The sequence below is a fragment of the Pseudomonas sp. Sample_21 genome, from assembly GCF_004307525.1.
Classification (GTDB): domain Bacteria; phylum Pseudomonadota; class Gammaproteobacteria; order Pseudomonadales; family Pseudomonadaceae; genus Aquipseudomonas; species Aquipseudomonas atacamensis.
This window is the reverse complement of record NZ_RCNZ01000066.1, coordinates 16,851-39,121: the sequence shown is the minus strand read 5'-3', so window position 1 is coordinate 39,121 and position 22,271 is coordinate 16,851. Positions and strand designations below refer to the sequence as shown.

At 61.0% G+C, this 22,271-nt stretch carries 20 protein-coding genes; 9 read left to right on the top strand and 11 right to left on the bottom strand.

Annotated elements, in window-relative coordinates; genetic code table 11:
- The first annotated feature begins 3 nt into the window (after nucleotides 1-3).
- From dapE to D8U71_RS11280, 3 genes are all read left to right on the top strand, one after another.
- Entirely contained in the window at nucleotides 4-1,155 is a 1,152-nt protein-coding gene (gene dapE, locus D8U71_RS11290) for a succinyl-diaminopimelate desuccinylase (protein ID WP_024011765.1), read from the top strand.
- A complete protein-coding gene (locus tag D8U71_RS11285) occupies nucleotides 1,155-1,964 on the top strand; it encodes a putative RNA methyltransferase (RefSeq protein WP_130887775.1) in 810 nt (269 codons plus the stop codon). The genes dapE and D8U71_RS11285 overlap by 1 nt, the downstream gene beginning before the upstream one ends.
- A gap of 75 nt (nucleotides 1,965-2,039) precedes the next feature.
- Nucleotides 2,040-2,417, top strand: a complete 378-nt coding sequence (locus tag D8U71_RS11280; RefSeq protein ID WP_122610710.1) for a hypothetical protein — start codon at nucleotides 2,040-2,042, stop codon at nucleotides 2,415-2,417.
- Between the two features lie 138 nt (nucleotides 2,418-2,555).
- On the opposite strand, the gene D8U71_RS11275 is transcribed toward D8U71_RS11280, so the two are convergent.
- Nucleotides 2,556-2,765, bottom strand: a complete 210-nt coding sequence (locus tag D8U71_RS11275; protein WP_016771489.1) for a cold-shock protein — start codon at nucleotides 2,763-2,765, stop codon at nucleotides 2,556-2,558.
- A gap of 236 nt (nucleotides 2,766-3,001) precedes the next feature.
- Here D8U71_RS11275 and plsB point away from each other — a divergent pair, with 236 nt between their 5' ends.
- The 3 genes from plsB (at nucleotide 3,002) to D8U71_RS11260 (ending at nucleotide 6,738) form a co-directional block, all read left to right on the top strand.
- Nucleotides 3,002-5,503, top strand: a complete 2,502-nt coding sequence (plsB, locus tag D8U71_RS11270; protein WP_130887774.1) for a glycerol-3-phosphate 1-O-acyltransferase PlsB — start codon at nucleotides 3,002-3,004, stop codon at nucleotides 5,501-5,503.
- 119 nt (nucleotides 5,504-5,622) lie between these two features.
- Nucleotides 5,623-6,021, top strand: a complete 399-nt coding sequence (locus D8U71_RS11265) for a YbaY family lipoprotein (RefSeq protein WP_125925184.1) — start codon at nucleotides 5,623-5,625, stop codon at nucleotides 6,019-6,021.
- A gap of 27 nt (nucleotides 6,022-6,048) precedes the next feature.
- The gene (locus tag D8U71_RS11260) at nucleotides 6,049-6,738 is read left to right on the top strand and encodes a DUF4197 domain-containing protein (protein ID WP_130887773.1); all 690 of its coding nucleotides are present in this window, start codon (nucleotides 6,049-6,051) and stop codon (nucleotides 6,736-6,738) included.
- A gap of 788 nt (nucleotides 6,739-7,526) precedes the next feature.
- Here D8U71_RS11260 and D8U71_RS11255 read toward each other — a convergent pair.
- Nucleotides 7,527-10,595, bottom strand: a complete 3,069-nt coding sequence (locus D8U71_RS11255) for an efflux RND transporter permease subunit (protein WP_125927827.1) — start codon at nucleotides 10,593-10,595, stop codon at nucleotides 7,527-7,529.
- A gap of 6 nt (nucleotides 10,596-10,601) precedes the next feature.
- Complete coding sequence (locus D8U71_RS11250; RefSeq protein WP_130887772.1) at nucleotides 10,602-11,702, bottom strand: efflux RND transporter periplasmic adaptor subunit; 1,101 nt, start codon at nucleotides 11,700-11,702, stop codon at nucleotides 10,602-10,604.
- Nucleotides 11,703-11,796: 94 nt separating this feature from the next.
- Here D8U71_RS11250 and D8U71_RS11245 point away from each other — a divergent pair, with 94 nt between their 5' ends.
- Nucleotides 11,797-12,450 carry a TetR/AcrR family transcriptional regulator gene (locus D8U71_RS11245; protein WP_130887771.1) on the top strand — a complete coding sequence of 218 codons (654 nt, stop codon included), beginning with the start codon at nucleotides 11,797-11,799 and terminating at the stop codon, nucleotides 12,448-12,450.
- Nucleotides 12,451-12,513: 63 nt separating this feature from the next.
- On the opposite strand, the gene D8U71_RS11240 is transcribed toward D8U71_RS11245, so the two are convergent.
- On the bottom strand, nucleotides 12,514-13,293 hold the full coding sequence (locus D8U71_RS11240; RefSeq protein WP_177434110.1) for a class I SAM-dependent methyltransferase: 780 nt from the start codon (nucleotides 13,291-13,293) through the stop codon (nucleotides 12,514-12,516).
- A 95-nt stretch (nucleotides 13,294-13,388) separates the two neighbouring features.
- On the opposite strand from D8U71_RS11240, the gene D8U71_RS11235 reads away from it, so the two are divergent.
- Nucleotides 13,389-14,009: an energy transducer TonB gene (locus tag D8U71_RS11235; RefSeq protein WP_130887770.1), complete on the top strand. Its 621-nt coding sequence runs from the start codon at nucleotides 13,389-13,391 to the stop codon at nucleotides 14,007-14,009.
- A gap of 3 nt (nucleotides 14,010-14,012) precedes the next feature.
- Here D8U71_RS11235 and D8U71_RS11230 read toward each other — a convergent pair whose 3' ends face one another.
- From D8U71_RS11230 to ppc, 7 genes are all read right to left on the bottom strand, one after another.
- Nucleotides 14,013-14,705: an extensin family protein gene (locus D8U71_RS11230; RefSeq protein WP_123443063.1), complete on the bottom strand. Its 693-nt coding sequence runs from the start codon at nucleotides 14,703-14,705 to the stop codon at nucleotides 14,013-14,015.
- A 2-nt stretch (nucleotides 14,706-14,707) separates the two neighbouring features.
- Nucleotides 14,708-15,544: an isocitrate lyase/phosphoenolpyruvate mutase family protein gene (locus tag D8U71_RS11225; RefSeq protein WP_130887769.1), complete on the bottom strand. Its 837-nt coding sequence runs from the start codon at nucleotides 15,542-15,544 to the stop codon at nucleotides 14,708-14,710.
- A gap of 29 nt (nucleotides 15,545-15,573) precedes the next feature.
- Nucleotides 15,574-16,434 (bottom strand): DUF72 domain-containing protein, encoded by an 861-nt coding sequence (locus D8U71_RS11220; protein ID WP_039762423.1) that lies wholly within the window; start codon nucleotides 16,432-16,434, stop codon nucleotides 15,574-15,576.
- Nucleotides 16,434-16,742: a hypothetical protein gene (locus tag D8U71_RS11215; protein WP_042606956.1), complete on the bottom strand. Its 309-nt coding sequence runs from the start codon at nucleotides 16,740-16,742 to the stop codon at nucleotides 16,434-16,436. Before D8U71_RS11215 ends, D8U71_RS11220 begins: the two co-directional genes overlap by 1 nt.
- Nucleotides 16,743-17,000: 258 nt before the next feature.
- Nucleotides 17,001-17,675: a tRNA (adenosine(37)-N6)-threonylcarbamoyltransferase complex dimerization subunit type 1 TsaB gene (tsaB, locus tag D8U71_RS11205; protein WP_125918686.1), complete on the bottom strand. Its 675-nt coding sequence runs from the start codon at nucleotides 17,673-17,675 to the stop codon at nucleotides 17,001-17,003.
- A gap of 95 nt (nucleotides 17,676-17,770) precedes the next feature.
- The gene (gene adk, locus D8U71_RS11200) at nucleotides 17,771-18,421 is read right to left on the bottom strand and encodes an adenylate kinase (protein WP_024011750.1); all 651 of its coding nucleotides are present in this window, start codon (nucleotides 18,419-18,421) and stop codon (nucleotides 17,771-17,773) included.
- A gap of 300 nt (nucleotides 18,422-18,721) precedes the next feature.
- Nucleotides 18,722-21,352 carry a phosphoenolpyruvate carboxylase gene (ppc, locus tag D8U71_RS11195; RefSeq protein ID WP_130887767.1) on the bottom strand — a complete coding sequence of 877 codons (2,631 nt, stop codon included), beginning with the start codon at nucleotides 21,350-21,352 and terminating at the stop codon, nucleotides 18,722-18,724.
- A 213-nt stretch (nucleotides 21,353-21,565) separates the two neighbouring features.
- On the opposite strand from ppc, the gene D8U71_RS11190 reads away from it, so the two are divergent.
- On the top strand, nucleotides 21,566-21,910 hold the full coding sequence (locus tag D8U71_RS11190) for a hypothetical protein (protein ID WP_016771500.1): 345 nt from the start codon (nucleotides 21,566-21,568) through the stop codon (nucleotides 21,908-21,910).
- Nucleotides 21,911-22,271 lie beyond the last annotated feature (361 nt).

Genomic DNA, 22,271 nt, shown 5'->3' with positions numbered 1-22,271 from the left:
TCCATGACGGCCCACGCCGACCTATCGCCGACCCTTCAACTGGCCATCGACCTGATCCGCCGTCCTTCCGTGACCCCGATCGATGCCGACTGCCAGAAGCAGATGATGCAGCGCCTGGGCGATGCCGGTTTCACCCTGGAGCCGATGCGCATCGAAGATGTGGATAACTTCTGGGCCACTCACGGCAACAACGACGGCCCGGTGCTGTGCTTCGCCGGTCACACCGACGTGGTGCCGACCGGTCCGGTTACCGCATGGCAGATCGATCCGTTCAATGCCGTGATCGACGAACACGGCATGCTCTGCGGCCGTGGCGCGGCAGACATGAAAGGCAGCCTGGCATCGATGACCGTCGCCGCTGAACGCTTCGTCGCCGACTATCCGAATCACAAAGGCAAGGTCGCTTTCCTGATCACCAGCGACGAAGAAGGCCCGGCGCATCACGGCACCAAGGCCGTGGTCGAACGTCTGGTCGCGCGCAACGAGCGCCTGGACTGGTGCATCGTTGGCGAACCGTCGAGCACCACGCTGGTCGGCGATGTGGTGAAAAACGGCCGTCGCGGCTCCCTCGGCGCCAAGCTCACGGTCAAAGGCGTGCAGGGTCACGTGGCCTACCCGCATCTGGCGAAGAACCCGATCCACCTCGCCGCTCCGGCGCTGGCAGAGCTGGCCGCCGAGCACTGGGACCACGGTAACGACTTCTTCCCGCCAACCAGTTTCCAGATTTCCAACCTCAATTCCGGCACCGGCGCGACCAACGTGATTCCCGGTGATCTGGTGGCGGTGTTCAACTTCCGTTTCTCCACCGAATCGACCGTCGAAGGCCTGCAGAAACGCGTTGCCGACATCCTCGACAAGCATGGTCTGGACTGGCACATCGACTGGGCGCTGTCCGGCCTGCCATTCCTCACCGAACCGGGGGCGCTGCTCGATGCGGTGTCGTCGAGCATCAAGGACATCACCGGTCGCGAGACCAAGGCGTCGACCAGCGGCGGCACCTCCGATGGCCGTTTCATCGCGACTATGGGCACGCAAGTGGTTGAACTGGGCCCGGTCAACGCGACCATCCACCAGGTCAACGAGCGCGTGCTGGCAGCCGATCTCGACGTGCTGACCGAAATCTATTACCAGACCCTGATCAAGTTGCTCGCCTGATGCTCGCGTGCCCGATCTGCAGTGAGCCGCTCAACGCGGTCGACAACGGCGTGGTCTGCCCCGCCGGGCATCGGTTTGACCGTGCGCGTCAGGGTTATCTGAACCTGTTGCCGGTGCAGCACAAGAACAGCCGCGACCCGGGCGACAATCAAGCGATGGTCGAGGCGCGGCGTGATTTCCTCAACGCCGGGCACTACGCGCCAGTCGCCAGGCGTCTGGCTGAATTGGCGGCGAGTTATGCGCCGGAGCGCTGGGTCGACATCGGTTGTGGCGAGGGTTACTACACCGCGCAAATCGCCGAGGCTTTGCCCAATGCTGACGGCTACGCGCTGGACATTTCCCGCGAAGCCGTCAAACGCGCCTGCAAGCGCAATCCGGCGATTACCTGGTTGATTGCCAGCATGGCCCGCGTGCCATTGGCTTCAGGCAGTTGCCAGTTTCTCGCCAGCGTCTTCAGTCCGTTGGATTGGGAGGAAGCCAAGCGTCTGCTCAGCGCCGGCGGCGGGCTGATGAAAGTCGGCCCGACCCGTGGCCATCTGATGGAATTGCGCGAACGCCTGTACGACGAAGTGCGCGAGTACACCGACGACAAGCACCTGGCCCTGGTGCCGGCAGGCATGGCCTTGGCGCACAGTGAAACCCTGGAATTCAAGCTGACGCTGGACAAGCCCGAGGATCGCGCCAACCTGTTGGCAATGACGCCCCACGGCTGGCGCGCCAGTGCCGAGCGTCGCGCGGCGGTGATCGAGCAGGCCGAGCCGTTCGAGACCACCGTGTCGATGCGCTACGATTATTTCGTTCTTCAATAACTTTTGGTCTCGGGCACAGGCCCGGGGCCGGCTAAATCCGCGAATGGATTTTTCAGACCCGCAGTGAGGACATCCATGCGCCAACCGGACATCGAGATTTACCTGAAAGACGCCGACGTCGACCACAAGGCCATCGCCGCCTGGCTCGGCGCCGCGCTGGGCCCGTGCAGCGACTGGGTACAGAAGGGCCAGACGTACAAGTGCAAGGCCGGCAACGTGCCGGTGACCTGGCTGCCGAAAGCCGTGGGCAAGTGGAATAGCCTGTTCCTGGAAAGCGACCAGACCCCATGGGACGACGACATCGCCTGCGCCCGCGCAGCCTTCGCGGCACTGAACGTCGAGGTGCGCTGCGCACCGGGAACGTGGGTCGAAGAAGAAGGTGAAGAAACCGCTGATCGCTGGATTCGCATCAGCGAAGACGGGGAAGAAGAAATCACCTGGAAGACCGCGTAACCAGGGCAACGTAGAGCCCACGTGGGAGCGAGCCTGCTCGCGAATGCGCAGTGTCAGTCGATATGAATGGTGACTGATACACCGCATTCGCGAGCAGGCTCGCTCCCACAGTGGTTTTTGGCGTTCTGGAGGTTTGTGTTACAGACCTACAACATCCTCAGCCTGCAATCCCTTCTCGCCGGTGATCACCGCGTACTCAACCTGTTGACCTTCGGTCAGCGAGCGGTGCCCTTCACCGCGAATCGCGCGGTAGTGCACGAACACGTCCACGCCGTCGTCGCGCTGGATAAAGCCATAGCCTTTGGCGTCGTTGAACCACTTCACGTTGCCGGTTTCGCGTGTTGCCATCTGTTCATACTCCTTTTTTATTATTGAACGGGCTTTTCGCAGGAAAGCCTTCGAGGAACGTCAGCCTGCGTCCGACGTCCATGACAGGGCACCGGCAACAGAGCGCCGAGTATATGACAGGTGCGAAAACTCTCAACAGGAGATTACTTCGGTGCTTTTTTGCCGATTTTCGCCTAATACGGCAAACTGTCCGCCCCGAGCGCCTGCTCGGTTTTATTCACTCACGCAGAAGCCGTATGACCCGTTCCCCGTTCCGCCGTCTTGTGTTTGGCACCCTGCGCCGCCTGTTGTATCTCTGGGTTCGCTCCGAGACCATCAATCAGTCGTCGTTCACTCTTAACCTCGACCGCAGTCGTCCGGTGTTCTACGTCCTGCAAAACCCTTCGCTGACCGATCTGGCGGTGGTTGACACAGAGTGCACCAAGGCCGGTTTGCCACGCCCGGTGCTGGCGGTGTCGGTGGGTTCACTCATCGAACCAGCGGCGTTTTTCTATTTGACGCCGGACCCGGACTGGCTCGGTCGCCAGGACAAACGCGGCGCGCCGCCGACTCTCACCCGTCTGGTCAGCGCGCTGACTCAGAATGCTGCCGAAGACGCGCAGATCATTCCGGTCAGCGTGTTCTGGGGCCAGTCCCCGGACAGCGAAAACAGTCCGTGGAAACTGTTGTTCGCCGACAGCTGGGCAGTCACCGGACGCCTGCGCCGGCTGCTGAGCATCATCGTCCTCGGGCGTAAAACCCGCGTGCAGTTTTCCGCGCCGATCCACCTGCGCGAACTGATCGATCACAATAAGGGCCACGAGCGCACCGTGCGCATGGCCCAGCGCATCCTGCGCGTGCACTTCCGCAATCTCAAAGCTGCGGTGATCGGCCCGGACATTTCCCACCGGCGCAATCTGGTCAAAGGCCTGCTCAACCAGCCGCTGGTCAAACAGGCGATCCTCGACGAAGCCGAGCGCGAGAAAATCTCCCCGGAGAAAGCCAAGGCCCAGGCCCTGCGCTATGGCAACGAAATCGCCTCGGACTACACCTACACCGCGATCCGCTTTCTCGAAGTGGTGCTGAGCTGGTTCTGGAACAAGATCTACGACGGCATCAAGGTCAACCACATCGAGGGCGTGCAGAACGTCGCGCAAGGTCACGAAGTGATCTACGTGCCGTGCCACCGCAGCCACATCGATTACTTGCTGCTCTCGTATCTGCTGTTCCGCAACGGCCTGACCCCGCCGCACATTGCCGCCGGGATCAACCTGAACATGCCGGTGATCGGCAGCCTGCTGCGTCGCGGCGGTGCGTTCTTCATGCGCCGCACCTTCAAGGGCAATCCGCTGTATACCTCGGTGTTCAACGAATATCTGCACACGCTGTTCACCAAAGGTTTCCCGGTCGAGTATTTCGTCGAGGGCGGGCGCTCGCGCACCGGGCGCATGCTGCAACCGAAAACCGGCATGCTCGCAATCACCCTGCGCAGCTTCCTGCGTTCGTCGCGGATGCCGATCGTTTTCGTGCCGGTGTACATCGGTTACGAGCGCGTGCTCGAAGGTCGCACCTACCTCGGCGAACTGCGCGGGGCGAGCAAGAAAAAAGAATCGATCTTCGACATTTTCAAAGTGATCGGCGCGCTCAAGCAGCGCTTTGGCCAGGTCGCGGTGAACTTCGGCGAGCCGATCAAACTGGCGGAATTCCTCGACGCCGAGCAACCGGACTGGCGCCGGCAGGAGCTCGGCCCGCAGTTCAAACCGGCGTGGCTCAACGAAACCACCAACCGCCTCGGCGAGAAAGTCGCCCGGCATCTGAACGAAGCGGCGGCGATCAATCCGGTGAATCTGGTGGCGTTGGCTCTGCTGTCGACCACGCGTCTGGCCCTGGATGATCGCGCCATGGCGCGGGTGCTGGACCTGTATCTGGCGCTGCTGCGCAAAGTCCCGTATTCGCCGCACACCACCTTGCCGGAAGGCGATGGCCGGGCGCTGATCGAGCATGTGAAAGACATGGATCTGCTCGCCGAGCAGAACGATGCGCTGGGCAAGATTCTGTATCTGGACGAGCAGAACGCGGTCCTGATGACTTACTACCGCAACAACGTCCTCCACATTTTCGCTCTGCCGTCGTTGCTGGCGAGTTTCTTCCAGAGCACCTCGCGCATGAGCCGCGAGCAGATCCTGCGCTACACCCGCGCGCTGTATCCGTACCTGCAATCGGAGCTGTTCATCCGCTGGAGCCTGGACGAACTCGACGCGGTGATCGATCAGTGGCTGGAAGCGTTCGTCGAGCAGGGCCTGCTGCGTTTCGAGAAGGACGTTTACATGCGCCCGGCGCCGAGTTCGCGGCATTTCGTGCTGCTGACGCTGCTGTCTAAAAGCATCGCGCAGACCCTGCAGCGCTTCTACATGACCGTATCTTTGCTGCTCAACAGCGGCCAGAACAGCATCAGCGCCGAAGAGCTGGAAGATCTGTGCACAGTGATGGCCCAGCGCCTGTCGATCCTCCATGGTCTCAATGCGCCGGAATTCTTCGACAAGAGTCTGTTCCGCCACTTCATCCAGACCCTGCTCGACCTCGACGTCCTGCGCCGCGACGAAGCCGGCAAGCTCAGCTACCACGAACTGCTCGGCGAGCTGGCCGAAGGCGCGGCCAAGCGCGTGCTGCCAGCGGAGATTCGCCTGTCTATCCGCCAGGTCGCGCTGCACCGCAGTGAAGATGCGGCGGATCAGATCACGCCACAGCCTGAGGCTTGAAGCCTTAGACCTGTGGGAGCGAGCCTGCTCGCGAAGACGGAATGTCAGTCGACATTTAGTTTGACTGACCCAGCGCTTTCGCGAGCAGGCTCGCTCCCACATTGAAAGGAGATTCTCCCATGAAAAAATTGCTGACCCTCGCCTCCGCCACCCTGCTCAGCGCCTGCCAATCAACCACACCCGCCGGCAAGGCCAGCCTCGACGGCGAAGTCTTCTACCTGCAACGCATCGCCCTGCCCCCGAGCGCGACCCTGAGCGTGAGCCTGCAAGATGTGTCGCTGGCCGATGCAACGGCCATCGTCCTCGCCGAACAGAAAGGCCCGATCAAAGGCCAGGTGCCGCTGCCATTCCATTTGAGCTACGATCCGGCGCAGGTCAAATCCGGCCACCGTTACTCGGTCAGCGCGCGCATTGAAGTCAACGGCGAGCTGATGTTCATCACCACCGAAAACCACGCCGTGCAACTCGACGGCAACGACCCGCAGCCGCTGAAAATCCGCGTCGACGCCGTTCGTTAATCCATTTTTCGCCACAAGGAAGCCGCCATGCGCCGCCCTACCCTTCGCTTCGCCGCCGCCTGCGCCGGTCTGCTGATCTCCGCCAACGCCTTGGCCTTGTCGCTCAACGACCTGTCGCAACAAGACGCCACCGGCGGCCTCAAGGACGCCCTGACCCAAGGCGCACAGATCGCCGTGAAACAACTCGGCACCCCGGGTGGCTTCAGCAATAACCCCGAAGTGAAAATCGAACTGCCAGGCAAACTCGGCAAAGCCGCGAGCAAGATGAAAGCCTTCGGCATGGGCGCCCAGGTCGAAGAACTGGAAACCGCGATGAACAAAGCCGCCGAATCCGCCGTGACCCAGGCCCAGCCAATCCTCGTCGATGCAGTGAAGAAAATGAGCGTGGCCGACGCCAAAGGCATCCTCAGCGGCGGCAACGATTCGGCGACCCAATACCTGAACAAATCCAGCCGCGAACAGATCCGCGCGAAATTCCTGCCCATCGTCAAGCAAGCCACCGACAAGGTCGGCGTCGCGCAGAAGTACAACACCTTTGCAGGTCAAGCTGCGGCTTTCGGTGTCGTCGACGCCAAGAGCGCCAACGTTGAAAGCTACGTCACCGAACAGGCACTCAATGGTTTGTTCGAGATGATCGGCAAGCAGGAAGAAACAATTCGTCAGAACCCGGCCGCTGCGGCGACGAGTCTGGCGAAGAAGGTGTTTGGTACGTTGTAATTTCCGAACCACAAAAAAAGCCCGCTCAACTTCCTCGGTTCAGCGGGTTTTTTTGCGCATCCGCTTTGTGGATCGACCGGACCGAGGACACGATTCACCGCAGTTCAGCAAGGGAAATCCTCTGCCGATGCGCAGTCATAGCGGGAAGTCGGGCTGATTACCAGAGCAACGTCGGCTTGAGATACCGAGTCAGTATCCGCAAAAGAAACAGATCAAAAGCCCCTCACCCTAGCCCTCTCCCGGAGGGAGAGGGGACTGACCGAGGTGTTCAGGCGAAATACGCCGACTTGCGATACCGAGTCGAATGCAGATTTTGGAACGCCCAAAATCGGCTCCCTCTCCCTCGGGAGTGGGCTGGGGTGAGGGGCAGCAACAACACAAATCAAAAGCCGAACACCCACGCTTTTCACCACTCAATGGCCGAGTGTCAGCTCGCCTGCTCTTGATCTTGATCCACCGGCGACGTCGGAAGGCTGAGTGGAGGGATTGATCCGGGCGTGGGAGCGCAGCGACCGTCTGGCGCAGCCAGACACAGCGGAAGGAGGTGCAGCGAAGCAAACCGTAGCCGCTGCGCCCGGATCGATCCCGCAGCGAAGGAACCCGAGCCTGCGAGGGCCGAACGTAGGAGCAAGCGTTTTGGGTTACCTTTTTGCTGAGCCGGCACTCCGGCGTTTGAAAAAGGTGACCCGCCGTAAGGGCGGAACCGTAATCAGCAACACCCACAGCAACGGATATTCACCCAAAACCCCAAGTCATGGTCGGCCCGAAGGCCGCCACGACAAAGAAACTCAACCCTCCCGACGAACCCTGAACCAGGCCGCATACAACGCCGGCAAAAACAACAGCGTCAGCGCAGTCGCAACAATCAACCCGCCCATGATCGCCACCGCCATCGGCCCGAAAAACACACTGCGCGACAGCGGAATCATCGCCAGCACAGCCGCCAGCGCCGTCAATACAATCGGCCTGAAGCGCCGAACCGTAGCCTCGATAATCGCCTGCCAAGGCTTAAGCCCCGATGCGATATCCTGCTCGATCTGATCGACCAGAATCACCGAATTGCGCATGATCATCCCGGACAACGCGATCGTCCCGAGCATCGCCACAAACCCGAACGGCTGGCGGAACACCATCAGAAACAACGTCACCCCGATCAAGCCCAACGGCGCGGTGAGAAACACCATCGCCGTGCGCGAGAAACTGCGCAACTGCACCATCAGCAAGGTCAGCACCACGACAATGAACATCGGCACCCCGGCATTCACCGACTTCTGCCCGCGCTCGGAATCCTCCACCGTGCCGCCGACATCCAGCAGATAACCATCGGGCAACTCAGCGCGAATCGGGTCCAGCGTCGGCATGATCTGTTTGACCAGCGTTGCCGGTTGCTCCTTGCCATAAATGTCAGCGCGTACGGTCACGTTTGGCAGGCGGTTGCGGTGCCAGATGATGCCTTCCTCGAAGCCGTATTCCAGCGTGGCAATCTGCGACAACGCCACACTGCGCCCGTTATCCGTCGGCACCGCGAGGCTCGGCAACAACGACAATTCAGTGCGCTCGTGCACGGTGCCGCGCAGCAGAATCTCGATCAATTCGTTGTCTTCGCGGTACTGGCTGACCGTCGAGCCGACCAGCGAACTCTGCAGGAATTTCGCCAGATTGGCGGTGCTCACACCGAGGGCGCGGGCGCGATCCTGATCAATGTTCAGATAAACAACTTTGCTCGGCTCCTCCCAGTCCAAATGCACGTTGACCACATGCGGATTCTCGCGAACCTTTGCTGCCACCTTGCGCGCCAACGCACGGACTTCTTCGATGTGCTCGCCAGTGACGCGGAACTGCACCGGATAGCCAACCGGCGGGCCGTTTTCCAAACGGGTGACCCGCGAACGCAGGGCCGGGAACTGTTCGTTGAGGGTTTCGATCAACCAGCTGCGCAGCGCTTCACGCTCTTCGATGGTTTTTGCCAACACCACGAACTGGGCAAAACTCGCCGCCGGCAGTTGCTGATCCAGCGGCAGATAAAAGCGTGGCGAACCGGTGCCGACATAGGCCACATAATTGTCGATGCCGGCGTGCTCCTTGAGCAGCGCTTCGAGGCGTTTGACTTCACTGGTGGTATTGGCCAGCGAAACACCTTCGGCCAGTTTCAGATCGACCATCAACTCCAGCCGGTTCGAAGCCGGGAAGAACTGCTGCGGGACGAAACGGAACAGCATCACCGAGGCGATAAACAGGCCCACGGTGAGCACGATCACCGTCTTGCGATGGGCCACGCACCACTCCACCAGACGCCGGACGCGCTGATAGAACGGCGTCGCATACGGATCCGGTTGACCATCGCCAGTGCCGTGTTTTGCCGCGTGAATTTTCGCCAGATCCGGCAGGAGTTTTTCCCCCAGATACGGCACGAACATCACCGCCGCGACCCATGAGGCGAGCAAGGCAATGGTCACTACCTGGAAAATCGAACGGGTGTATTCGCCGGTGCCGGACTGGGCAGTGGCAATCGGCAGGAAGCCGGCGGCGGTGATCAGCGTGCCGGTGAGCATCGGGAATGCGGTGCTGGTCCAGGCATAACTCGCCGCGCGAATCCGGTCGAAGCCCTGTTCCATTTTGATCGCCATCATTTCCACAGCAATGATCGCGTCATCCACCAACAAGCCCAGCGCCAGCACCAGCGCACCGAGGGAAATCTTGTGCAGACCGATGCCGAGGTAATACATGCAGGCGAAGGTCATCGCCAGCACCAGCGGAATGGTCAGCGCGACGACCATGCCGGTGCGCACACCGAGGGAAAAGAAGCTCACCAGCAAGACGATCGCCAGTGCCTCGACCAGTACCTGAACGAACTCGCCGACGCCGGTTTTTACCGCTGCCGGCTGATCGGACACCTTGCGAAGCTGCATGCCGGCCGGGAGGTTTTTCTGGATCCGCGAGAACTCGCCCTCCAGCGCCTTGCCCAGGACGAGAATGTCGCCGCCGTCCTTCATCGCCACGGCCAGACCGATCGCGTCGTCGCCCATGAAACGCATGCGCGGCGCCGGTGGGTCGCTGAAACCGCGACGCACATCGGCGATATCGGAGATGCGGAACGTACGATCGGCGACGCGGATCGGAAAGTTCTTTATCTCATCGACTGTCTGAAAATTCCCCGAGACGCGTAGCTGCAAGCGCTCGCTGCCGGTTTCGAAGAACCCCGCCGTGGATACCGCGTTCTGTTCCTCCAGCGCCTGCTGCACCGCCGCCAGCGGCAAGCCGAGGGTGGCGAGCTTGACGTTGGACAGCTCGACCCAGATTTTCTCGTCCTGCAGGCCGAGCAGTTCGACCTTGCCGACGTCCTTGACCCGCTGCAGCTGAATCTGGATGCGGTCGGCGTAATCCTTGAGCACGGCGTAGTCAAAACCGTCGCCGGTCAACGCATAGATATTGCCGAAGGTAGTGCCGAACTCATCGTTGAAGAACGGCCCCTGAATTCCCGGCGGCAAAGTCTGGCGGATATCGCCGACCTTCTTGCGCAATTGGTACCAGAGGTCGGGAATGTCCTTGGAGTGCATCGAATCGCGAGCAATGAAAGTGACCTGGGATTCACCGGGGCGTGAGAACGACATGATGCGTTCGTACTCGCCGGTTTCCATCAGCTTCTTTTCGATACGTTCAGTGACTTGGCGCGAGACCTCCTGCGCGGTCGCACCGGGCCAGCGGGTCTGAATGACCATCGCCTTGAAAGTGAACGGCGGGTCTTCACTCTGGCCGAGTTTGGTGTAGGACAACGCGCCGACAACGGCGAGCAAAAGCATCAGGAACAGTACGATCTGGCGATTACGCAACGCCCATTCGGAGAGGTTGAAGCGCATCGGGGCTTACTCCTTGTTCGCCAGATTGACCACACGATTGGAGCGATCCACTGGTCGCACCTGCTGGCCGTCGAGCAATACGTGAACGCCGGCAGCCACCACCCAATCGCTGGCATTCAAGCCTTCGAGCACCGCTACGCTCTTCTCGCCGAACGGACCGACCCGTACCGGAGTTTTCTTCAACGTGTTGTTGCCGTTGACCACCCAGACGTAGGTCGCGCCGTTTTCAGCGGTCAGCGCGGAAAGCGGTATCGACAACGAGACACTGTCGGCCGCTTGCACAAACACCCGTGCGCTCTGCCCCAGTTGAGCCGGGACTTTGCCGCTGGTGAACGAGATACGCGCAGCAAAAGTGCGCGAACGCGGATCGGCGGACGGCGACAACTCGCGGATCTGCCCGGCGAAGCGTTGATTCTGCTGTGCCCACAATTCCACGGTAACCGGCTGACCGACCTTGAAGCGGCCGAAGCTTTGCTCCGGCAGGCTGATCAACACTTCGCGCTCACCATCGGTGGCGAGGGTGAACACGGTTTGCCCGGCAGCGACCACCTGACCGACTTCCACCGAACGCTTGGCCACCACACCGTCCTGTGGCGCCCGCAGCACCGCGTAACTGGCCTGGTTGGTCGAAACGTTGAATTCGGCTTTGATTTGTTTAAGGCGGGCTTCGCCGGAGCGATATAGATTTTCCGCGTTGTCGTAGGCCGAGCGGCTGACCATTTGCCGATCCATCAGGGTTTTATAGCGATCGCGCTCGGCGCGGACCAGGTTCAGATTGGCCTCGGCGGCGGCGACCTGCGCGCGGGTGGCTTCCAGTTGCAGGCGCACATCCTGCGGATCGAGTTCGGCCAAGGGCTGATCGGCTTTGACGCGCTGGCCTTCGTCGACCAGTCGTCGGCTGACTTTGCCGCCGATGCGGAATGCCAGATCAGGCTCATAACGGGCACGCACCTCGCCCGGATAACTCTCCATCGCCTGCGCCGAAGGCTCGGGCTGTACCACCATGGCCGGGCGTACGGTGACTTTGGTCACCTCTTCCTGACCGCACGCCGATAACAGGAACGCCAGACTGACTGGCACGGCAAAGGACAACGCATGGCGGAACATGGTGACGGACCTTTCGCGAATGAGGCTTGGAATATTTATACTGGCGGGTATGGTATTAATAGCAAACTCACCAGTCCAGTATTAAAAGCGAAGAATGTCGAACAATCTTTCAGCTCCAAACGGCCCGGGCCGCCCCAAGGATCTGGCCAAACGCCAGGCGATCCTGGATGCGGCGAAAACCCTGTTTCTCTGCCATGGCTACGCCAACACCAGCATGGACGCGGTGGCTAGCGAGGCCGGCGTGTCGAAGCTGACGGTCTACAGCCATTTCAACGACAAGGAGACGCTGTTTTCCGCCGCCGTCGTCGCCAAATGCGAGGAACAATTGCCACCGCTGTTCTTCGAATTGCCGGACGGCATCGCGGTGGAAAATGTATTGCTGAACATTGCCCGAGGCTTCCACCACCTGATCAACAGCGATGAATCGGTGAACCTGCACCGTCTGATCATGGCGCTGGGCAGTCAGGATCCGAAGCTGTCGCTGATCTTCTTCGAGGCCGGCCCAGAGCGCGTGGTCAACGGCATGGAAGGTCTGCTGGCGAAAATCCATGCAACCGGCGCGCTGAGCATCGACCAGCCACGCAACGCCGCCGAGCACTTCTTCTGCCTGATCAAAGGCGCGGGAAATTTCCGTTTGTTGTACGGCTGCGGCGAGCCGCTGACCGGAGAGGCAGCGGAACGGCATGTGCGGGAGGTGGTGGGGTTGTTTATGAGGGCCTATGGGGGAGGAGCAGCTGCGAGCTTCTAGCTACAAGCTGCAAGAAAAAGCAAAAGCAGTGACTTGGCTCTGGCTTGCAGCTTGCAGCTGCTTCTAAGGCTTCAGTGCTTTCTTCGGATAAATGTCATACCGGCTCGATTTGCCATCCAGCGCATGGCTCGGTTTCGGCCCTTCGATGCACGGTGCCTTGCGCGGGCGCTTCACCACCACCCGGTGCGTGGCCAGTGCCAGTGCGGCTTCAAGCAGGGCCGGGGCATCCGGATCATCACCGACCAGCGGGCGGAACAGGCGCATCTCTTTTTTCACCAGCGCGGTTTTCTCGCGATGCGGGAACATCGGGTCGAGATAAATCACCTGCGGCGCCTCCCCTTCCCAACTGCGCATCACTTCGATGGAGTTGCCCTTTAGCAATTTCATCCGCGCCACGATCGGCGCTACATCGAAATCTTCTGCCGCTCGGGCCAAGCCATCCTCAAGCAGTGCGCCGATCAGCGGCTGGCGCTCGATCAGGCTCATTTCACAACCGAGACTGGCCAACACAAACGCGTCCTTGCCCAGCCCCGCCGTGGCATCGAGGACGCGCGGGCGCACGCCTTGGGCGATGCCGACCGCTTTAGCGATCATCTGCCCGCTGCCGCCGCCATACAAACGACGATGAGCCGCACCGCCCTCGACAAAGTCGACCCGCACCGGCCCCGGGGCGTCCGGGCCAAGCTGCTGCAACTGCAAACCCTGCTCGCCGACCTGCAAGGCGAACTCACCGTCGGCCTCGCCGAGCGGCAGGCCGAGACGTTCGGCCCAGTGTGCGGCTTGCGTTTGAAACGCTGGGGCGAGGGCCTGGACAAGGATGCGGCAGGCCGCGGGTGACTCGATCATGAAAAAACGCTCAAAAAAGTTAAGGATCGACAAAAACCGCCGATAAACCATTCAACGCGCATTTTGCCAGAGCTGAGCGTCAACCGAAAAAAATGTCAGGCATTCTTCCCACATCGATTGGCTACGTTTCGCCCCATGGCGACTTCAGCCGTCATAACACTCAAGCACTGAGCGGCGTCAGTCACCTGTGGCAGGATTTCTTTGCCCAGGCCCTGGCCGAACAGACGAGTGAAGTGGTGCCTGCCTGTGGCACGTTTCCACCGGTTGACCTGAACAGCCCGGAAGAACCAACCGTTGGCAGCGAGCTGCACGCGCACATCGTCAGCCAGCGTGAGTGCGATGTGGTCGAAACCCAGGTTCGCCCGCCAGAGCCACTGTTCCTGCCGATCGCCGAGTTCGAAATGGAGCTGCTGGACAAGCCGTTCCCACCGTTCCTGCCAGAAGAACTCAAAGCCCAGCAAGAGCAACAGGATTTCGACAGCAGCTGGGTACGCCCGATTGTGATCAACAATGGCCAGCCAGTGCCGGAGCCAGGCCCTGCTCCGCAGAAACGTCCGTTGTACCTGCCGATCGCCGAGTTCGACCTGGACTTGCTGCAGAAGCCTTACCCGCCGTTCCCGCCGGAAGAAATCGTCGAGCAACAGAAAGCCCTGGACTTCGATAATGGCTGGGCGCGCCCGATCGTTCTGCAGAACCTGCGCCTCGCCGCCTGATCCTCAGCGACACACGCTCCAGCGCCCGACATCGACATGAAAGTGATTGCGATGAGCGGCGTTGTAATCCGGGCTCAACACCACACTGAATGACTCGCAGGCGCCGTCACGCAGCTGGCGCAGAAACTCTGCATCCTGATTCTGCTTGGGCCAATCCTTGAGCACGCTGATCGTGCGTCCGTCAGCCAGGCGGAAACCAGCGATGTCCAGCGCGTCGGCACTCGCATGTCGGCTGAGAGCGCCGCTCTCACGGTTGTAGACATTGCGACAGGCGAAGCTGCCGAGGTGATCGACCCGCGCCACTTTCTGTCCATAAAGCGATTGCGCCGCCGGTTGCAGGGTGTGGTGTTCAAACATTGCGTAGGCCACCGCCAGCGGGCAACTGGCGATGAAACTGCTGCTCAGCGCCACTTCACCGCCCTGCACCCGCAGAGCAGCGATCAGCGGACACTTGGCGCCCGGGCTGTCGGCCTGGGGGCTGACGCGCAGATCCGAGCTGCTCAGCGCCTGTGCGCAAAGCTCGGGATCACTGCGCAGGCGCATGAGTTTGTAACCGGTCAGCCAGTTGGGCGCGGCTTTTATGTCCAATGGCGCCCACGGGTTCCACTGCGGCGGCACCTCCAGCCAGCCGCGCCAGACACTCACCGCTGCGCCACCCATCGCGAGCAACACCCCCCAGAACAGCCAACGTCCCATGCTCAGTCCTTGAAGAATTGATTGGCCTTGGCGTACGGCATCGACTGTGACGTGAAACCAAAGGTGCCGGATTGCTGGATTTCTTCAGCAGCGCGGAAGAGCTCGCCGAACGCCGCCAGCGCCAGTGCCGAGCCGGTGCTGATGCGGCGTACGCCCAGTTCCTCGAGCTGTTGCACGGTCAGTTTCAAACCGCCAGACATCAAAACGTTGATCGGCTTCGGCGCCACGGCTCGCACCACTGCCAGCACTTCTTCGGCGCTGCGCAAACCCGGCGCATAGAGCACGTTGGCACCCGCCGCGGCAAATGCCTGCAAACGGCGAATGGTGTCGTCGAGATCGGGATTACCGTGCAGGTAATTTTCCGCGCGAGCCGTGAGAATGAAGGGAAACGGCAGGGTGCGCACCGCCGCGACGGCGGCTTCAATCCGCGCCACGGCGTGTTCGAAGCAATAGATCGGCGCGTCCGGACGGCCCGTAGCGTCCTCGATCGACCCGCCCACCGCGCCCGCCTCGGCGGCACGCAGAAGGCTCTGCGCAGACTCCAGCGGATCATCGGCAAAGCCGTTTTCCAGGTCCACCGCCACCGGCAGATCCGTCGCCGCGACAATCGCGCGGACATTGGCCAGGGTCTCGTCGAGACTCAACGCGCCATCAACCTTGCCTTGGGAAAACGCGTAACCGGCGCTGGTAGTGGCCAAGGCCTGATAGCCGAGACTGGCGAGCATCTTCGCCGAGCCGGCATCCCACGGATTGGGGATGACGAAGATCCCCTGGCGATCATGCAGGGCCTTGAAGGCTTGGGCTTTGAGGAGTTGCTGTTGACTGACTTGGACGTTCATCGACGGGCTCCCGGGCAGAAAAACCCGCCTCAGAGCAAGCCAAGCTGCTCGGCGGCGGGTTCTCTGTATAGCTCAGGCAGCGCGGGCAAGCCAGGCAAACGTTGCATCAGTTGTGCGTGAAAACGTTGCGCCAGTTTCGCTGCCAATAGGTTATCGGCGGTATGCAGAAAGACGTAGGGCGTGCGGCCCTCTTCGATCCATTCAGCGACTTTCGCCAACCACGGCACAAGAAACGCATCGTTGGCCTCAAGCTCGGGATGGCCGATGAAGCGCACCTGCGGAAACTGCGTGAACGCCGCCGGACGGGTCGGTACACGCGGCTTTTTCGACTGCGCGTGGATCACCGAGGACTCGGTCGACAAGCAACTGAACAGCGCGCGCGGGTCGAGACAGATGCGCTCGACACCGCGATCCAGCAACAGACGATTGAGCAGACGTTCGCTCTCGCCCTTGGCGAAGAACTGTTCATTGCGCACCTCGACCGCGAGCGGGCAATCCAGCGCATCGATAAACGCCGCGAGCTCCGGCAGACGCTGCGGCGTGAAGCTTTTCGACAGTTGCAGCCACAGCGGCGAAACACGTTCGCCTAACGGCTTGAGTAATTGCAGGAAGGTTTCGGCAGCGGTCAGTTGCTCACGCAAGTCGCCGCTGTGGCTGATGTCGCCGGGGAATTTGGCAGTGAAGCGAAAGTGTGCCGGCATGATCTCGGCCCAGCGCTGGACGGTAGCCGGCGATGGACTGGCGTAGAAGGTGGTGTTGCCTTCGACGGCGTTGAACACCTGGCAGTAGAGAGCGAGAAAGTCGGAGGTTTTTGCGTCTACCGGATACAGATACTCGCGCCAGGCATTTTCGCTCCAGGACGGGCAACCGAGGTAGTAAGGCAGATCCATCAGATATACAGATCGAGGCCCAGCACGTCTGCGTCCCAATCGACAAAACCGGCGGTGCTCAGGTAGCTGGCCAGAGCCATGGCAACGCTTTTCTTCATCGCGCGGTGGTAAATCATGTCCTGTTGACGGGCAGGCAGGTTGCTGAGGCGTTGCGCGGTGGCTTGAGCGGCACGAGCGGCCATCTGCTCTTCGCTCGGGAATTCCAGCTCGCCGTCGATGATGTCGACGGATTCATCCAGCGCCGCATTGCCTTTACGCGGCTTGCGCTTGATGGGGTAGGACTGAGTGGAAACGCCGTCTATACGCATAATGTCATGCTCGGTATCAATGATGGCAATTTAGCGGCACTTGACCGACTTAGCAAACCGCCGAGTGATAACTAGAACACATAAAGCGCAAAAGGTTTTAAGCGAGGGGGCAGAAACTGACGATTGGCGACATTTGTATGTGACCAGCGAACCTGTGGGAGCGCGCCTGCTCGCGAAGGGTCCAGCACATTCAACACATGCATTGACTGACCAGAAGCCTTCGCGAGCAGGCTCGCTCCCACAGGAGAAAGTGTCGAATCAGCGGGCTTTCGGGGTGGCAACTTTATCGCGCAGGTAGACCGGCTGGGCGTCATCTGCCGGGATCGCTTCACCGCGCTCCCAGGCGAAACGCGCCAAGGTCAACAGGTCTTCGGCGTGGGGGAGCATGCCGGCGTCAGAGCCGCTCAGATTGACCGCGATGCGCTCACCATAACTCCAACCGGTACCGGCACCGAACCAATCGCCATTGGCGTCAGCCGGCAGCGCGGCGACTTCCGGTGGTAGAACGGCTTCGGCACCAACCAGACGCATCTCCCCCGCCGTCTCGCGGTAGCAGCCCCAATACACCTCATCCATCCGCGCATCGATGGCGGCTGCCACTTGGCTTACGCCATGTTCACGAAAGGCACGCTGGGCGAGCACGGCAAGGTTGGATACCGGCAATACCGGACGATCCAGAGCAAAGGCCAAACCCTGCACCACACCGATGGCAATGCGCACACCCGTGAACGCGCCCGGGCCACGGCCGAAGGCAATCGCGTCGACCGCTTGCAACGTGGTGCCCGCATCGGCAAGCAATTGCTGGATCATCGGCAGCAGCTTCTGCGCGTGCAGGCGCGGGATCACCTCGTAATGGCTCGTGACCTTGCCGTCATGCAGCAAGGCAACGGAGCAAGCTTCAGTCGCGGTGTCCAGGGCCAGCAAGGTGCTCATCGATGTTTCCAAAACAGGGGTGGGGAAAAAAGTGCGTCAGTATAAACAACTACGGCCCGCAAGCGGGCCGTGGATGATGCAGCCGATCAGACTTTTCAGCTCAGCGCGGCCAACACCTTGGCGGTGATTGCATCGACCGAACCCACGCCTTCGATGTGGCTGTACTTTGGCTTGCCGCCGTTGTTGGCGGAAAGGTTCTTATAGAAATCCACCAGCGGTTTGGTCTGCGAATGGTAGACCGACAGGCGATGACGCACGGTTTCTTCAGTGTCGTCCTTGCGCTGCACCAGCTCTTCGCCGGTGATGTCGTCCTTGCCAGCCAGTTTCGGCGGGTTGTAGACGATGTGGTAAACGCGGCCGCTGGCTTCGTGAACACGGCGACCGGCGATGCGCTGGACGATTTCTTCGTCTTCTACAGCGATCTCGACCACGGCATCCAGCTCGACGCCGGCAGTGACCAGCGCTTCAGCCTGCGGAATGGTGCGCGGGAAGCCGTCGAACAGGAAACCGTTCGCGCAATCAGGTTGAGCGATGCGGTCCTTGACCAGCGCGATGATCAGGTCATCCGACACCAGGCCGCCGGCATCCATGATGCTCTTGGCTTGCACGCCCAGTGGAGTGCCAGCCTTGACCGCAGCACGCAGCATGTCGCCGGTGGAGATTTGCGGAATGCCGAATTTCTCGGTGATGAACTTTGCCTGAGTACCTTTACCGGCCCCGGGAGCTCCCAGCAGAATGACGCGCATCGATGTGCTCCTCAATTTTTTATATAAAAGCTTTACAAAACAAAGGATTCGCTCGTAACCGGCGGATCCTGAAAATACGGGTCGTGGCCGCACAAACGGCCAAAGGCTGATCAAGATACACAGCAGGCTGCGCCCACACAAGACGCCAAAAGTCGGAGAAACCGACGCCCGCCGTGACCTCGCGACGCGGTAACCCAAGTCGCAACCCCATCAATAACTGTCGCTTCGCGGCACTTTCCTACGCCAGGAGAAGCGGCATCCGACCCTTGTCGCGAATGCCGCCTGAGGTGATCAGCAACCTTAGCCGGTATTGCGCAATCCGGCGGCAATCCCCGCTACAGACACCAGCAGCGCCTGTTCCACCGGGCTGCCCTGCTCGACATCCTGCTGCCGCGAACGCGCCAACAGCTCGGCCTGCAATAGATGCAGCGGGTCGAGGTAGGTGTTGCGCAAGCGGATGAATTCAAGGGTGTCCGGGCTGTGCGCCAGCAGTTGGGACTGCCCGGTCAGACCGAGCACGACGGTGCATGCCTGCGACAATAGGTCGCGTAACTGCGCGCCCAACGGCAGCAGATCGGCTTCGACCAAACGTTCGTCATAGGACTGCGCGATATCCGCGTCGGCCTTGGCCAAGACCATTTCCAGCATGTCAATACGAGTGCGGAAGAACGGCCACTGTTCGCGCATCTGCCCGAGCAACTCGCCCTCGCCGCGCTCCAGCGCCTTGCTCAGCGCCGTCTCCCAGCCCAGCCAGGCCGGCAGCATCAATCGGGTTTGGGTCCAGCCGAAAATCCACGGGATCGCCCGCAGGCTTTCGATACCGCCCGCACGGCGTTTGGCCGGGCGACTGCCGAGCGGCAAACGTCCGAGTTCCTGCTCCGGGGTCGACTGACGGAAGTACTCAACGAATTGCGGATTTTCCCGCACCACCTGGCGGTAAGCGCTGACACCGTCCGCCGCCAATTCGTCCATCAGATGGCGCCATTCAGGCGTCGGCGGCGGCGGTGGCAGCAAGGTCGCTTCGAGCACGGCGGCTAGATACAGATTGAGGTTTTGCTCGGCGATGTCCGGCAGGCCGAATTTGAAACGAATCATTTCGCCCTGTTCGGTCGTACGGAAACGCCCGGCCACCGAACCCGGTGGTTGCGACAGAATCGCCGCGTGCGCCGGACCGCCGCCACGGCCAACGGTGCCGCCGCGACCGTGGAACAGCAGCAGTTCGACTTGCTGCTCACGGCAGATTTCCACCAGTCGTTCCTGCGCGCGATATTGCGCCCACGCCGCAGCGGTGGTGCCGGCGTCCTTGGCCGAGTCGGAATAGCCGATCATCACTTCCTGCGGGCCATGCAAACGCGCGCGATAGCCCGGCAACAGCAGCAGACGCTCCATCACCGGCCCGGCGTTGTCGAGGTCGGCGAGGGTTTCGAACAGCGGCACCACGCGCATGGGCCGCAGAACGCCGGATTCCTTGAGCAGCAGTTGCACCGCGAGCACGTCGGAAGCGGCGCCGGCCATGGAGATCACGTAGGAGCCCAGCGACGCAGCGGGCGCGGCGGCGATTTCCTTGCAGGTGTTGAGCACTTCGGCGGTATCCGCCGATGGTTTGAAATTCGCGGGCAGCAACGGTCGACGGTTGCTCAGCTCCTCGGTGAGGAAGTTGATGCGCTGTTCTTCATCCCAATCTTCGTAGCGGCCGAGGCCGAGGTAATCGGTGATTTCGGTCATTGCCGAGCTGTGCCGCGTCGAATCCTGACGCACATCGAGGCGCACCAGGAACAGGCCGAACGTCACCGCCCGACGCAGGCAGTCGAGCAACGGCCCGTCGGCGATGACGCCCATGCCGCACTCGTGCAGCGAGTTGAAACACAACTGCAAAGGCTCGAGCAGGTCGCGATTGTCGTGCAGCACATCGGCGGTTGCCGGGGTCGGCGCGGTCAATGCAGCGTGCGCCCAGTTGCGTGTGGCGCGCAGGCGTTCGCGCAATTGTTTGAGCACTGCGCGATAAGGTTCGGCGCTGTCGCCGGCCTTGGCCTTCAGCGCATTGCTGGCCTGCTGCATCGACAGTTCGGCAGCCAGATGATCGACGTCGCGCAGGTACAAGTCAGCGGCCATCCAGCGCGCCAGCAGCAAGACTTCACGAGTGACGGCGGCGGTGACATTGGGATTGCCGTCACGGTCGCCGCCCATCCATGAGGCGAAGCGGATCGGCGCGGCTTCCAGCGGCAAGCGCAGGCCCGTGGCGGCGAACAGCGCCTGATCCGCCTTGCGCATATGGTTGGGGATCGCCTGCCACAACGAATGCTCGATCACCGCAAAGCCCCATTTGGCTTCATCGACCGGCGTCGGGCGGGTGCGGCGGATTTCTTCGGTGTGCCAGGCTTCGGCGATCAGCCGCTGCAGTTTGCTCTGGATCTGCTCGCGCTCGGCGCTGGTCAGGTCGCGATGGTCCTGCGCGGCCAGTTGCGCGGCGATCGCGTCGTACTTCTGGATCAACGTGCGTCGCGCCACTTCGGTCGGGTGCGCGGTCAGCACCAGTTCGATTTCCAGCCGCGCCAGTTGCCGGGCCAGAGATTCGGCGCTGTGCCCTTCGCTGCGCAGGCGCGCGAGCAGTTCCGGCAACACCCGCGACTCGAACGGCGCCGGTTGCGACTCCTCGCGGCGATGGATCAGCTGATACTGCTCGGCAATGTTGGCCAGGTTGAGAAACTGATTGAACGCCCGCGCGACCGGGAGCAATTCGTCTTCGCTCAATTGATTGAGGCTGGCGCTCAGTTCAGCGTCCATCGAGCCGCGCCGGTCGGCTTTGGCGCCTTTGCGAATCTGCTCGATCTTGTCGAGGAACGCCTCGCCGTACTGGTCTCGAATGGTGTCGCCCAACAGTTCTCCGAGCAGGTGAACATCTTCGCGCAAGCGTGCATCAATATCGGTCATCAGCAGTTCTCCAGCGGTAATCGGGGACAGCGCAGAAACGAATGCTTTGCCAGAGAGTGCCGCTCTGCGCCGCTTCTTACAAGCAGGCGACGAATTGACTTTAAACCTTGCCGGCGAAAGCTAGTCTCAACAGTAAGCCGTACGACGGCCCGCCGCCGGCGCTGCCGGACACTCACCCAGGCCTGCCATCAGCAGGCGCTAAATGAGGTCATCATGAAAATTCGTGAACTCGCCCAGCATTGGGAAGAAAACGCCAAAGGTCGCCTGACCGACACCGGCTACACGATTCATCTGGACGTCGAGGCCGCCGCGCGCCTGGCGGCAATTGCCGAGATGTATCCCAAACGTCATCCCGAGGAACTGCTCGGCGAACTGATCGGCGCCGCGCTTGAGGAGTTCGAAGCGAGCCTGCCGTATGTGAAGGGTTCGACGGTGGTGGCGACTGATGAGGAAGGTGATCCGTTGTATGAGGATGTCGGCCCGACGCCGCGTTTTCTGGCGTTGTCGCGGCGGCATCTGCATGATTTGTCCTCGGCTGAGAACAAGCAAAAGCACTGATTCCTGACACCGAGAAAAATGTGGGAGCGGGCTTGCCCGCGATGGCGGCAGTTCAGTCAAAAATGTGCTGAGCATGATGGCCTCATCGCTGGCAAGCCAGCTCCCACAGGGTAATGATCACCCCCTGATATCACCTTAAAACTCACCCGCGCGTACCGCTCCAAAGGCCCAAAGTTCCCGTCCCAGAGCCTTGTCCAAACGGTCAATTTAATTTTTGGCGATAGGCCATCTTTTCTGAACTTTTCAAAAATGCCGCCGGTCGGAACAGGTAACCACGCCTGGAACGAGCGTTTCAATTCGCGTCTACAAGCGATGCTTTCGCCTCCTCTGCCAGGATGGATTCAGTTGTATTTTCAGGAGA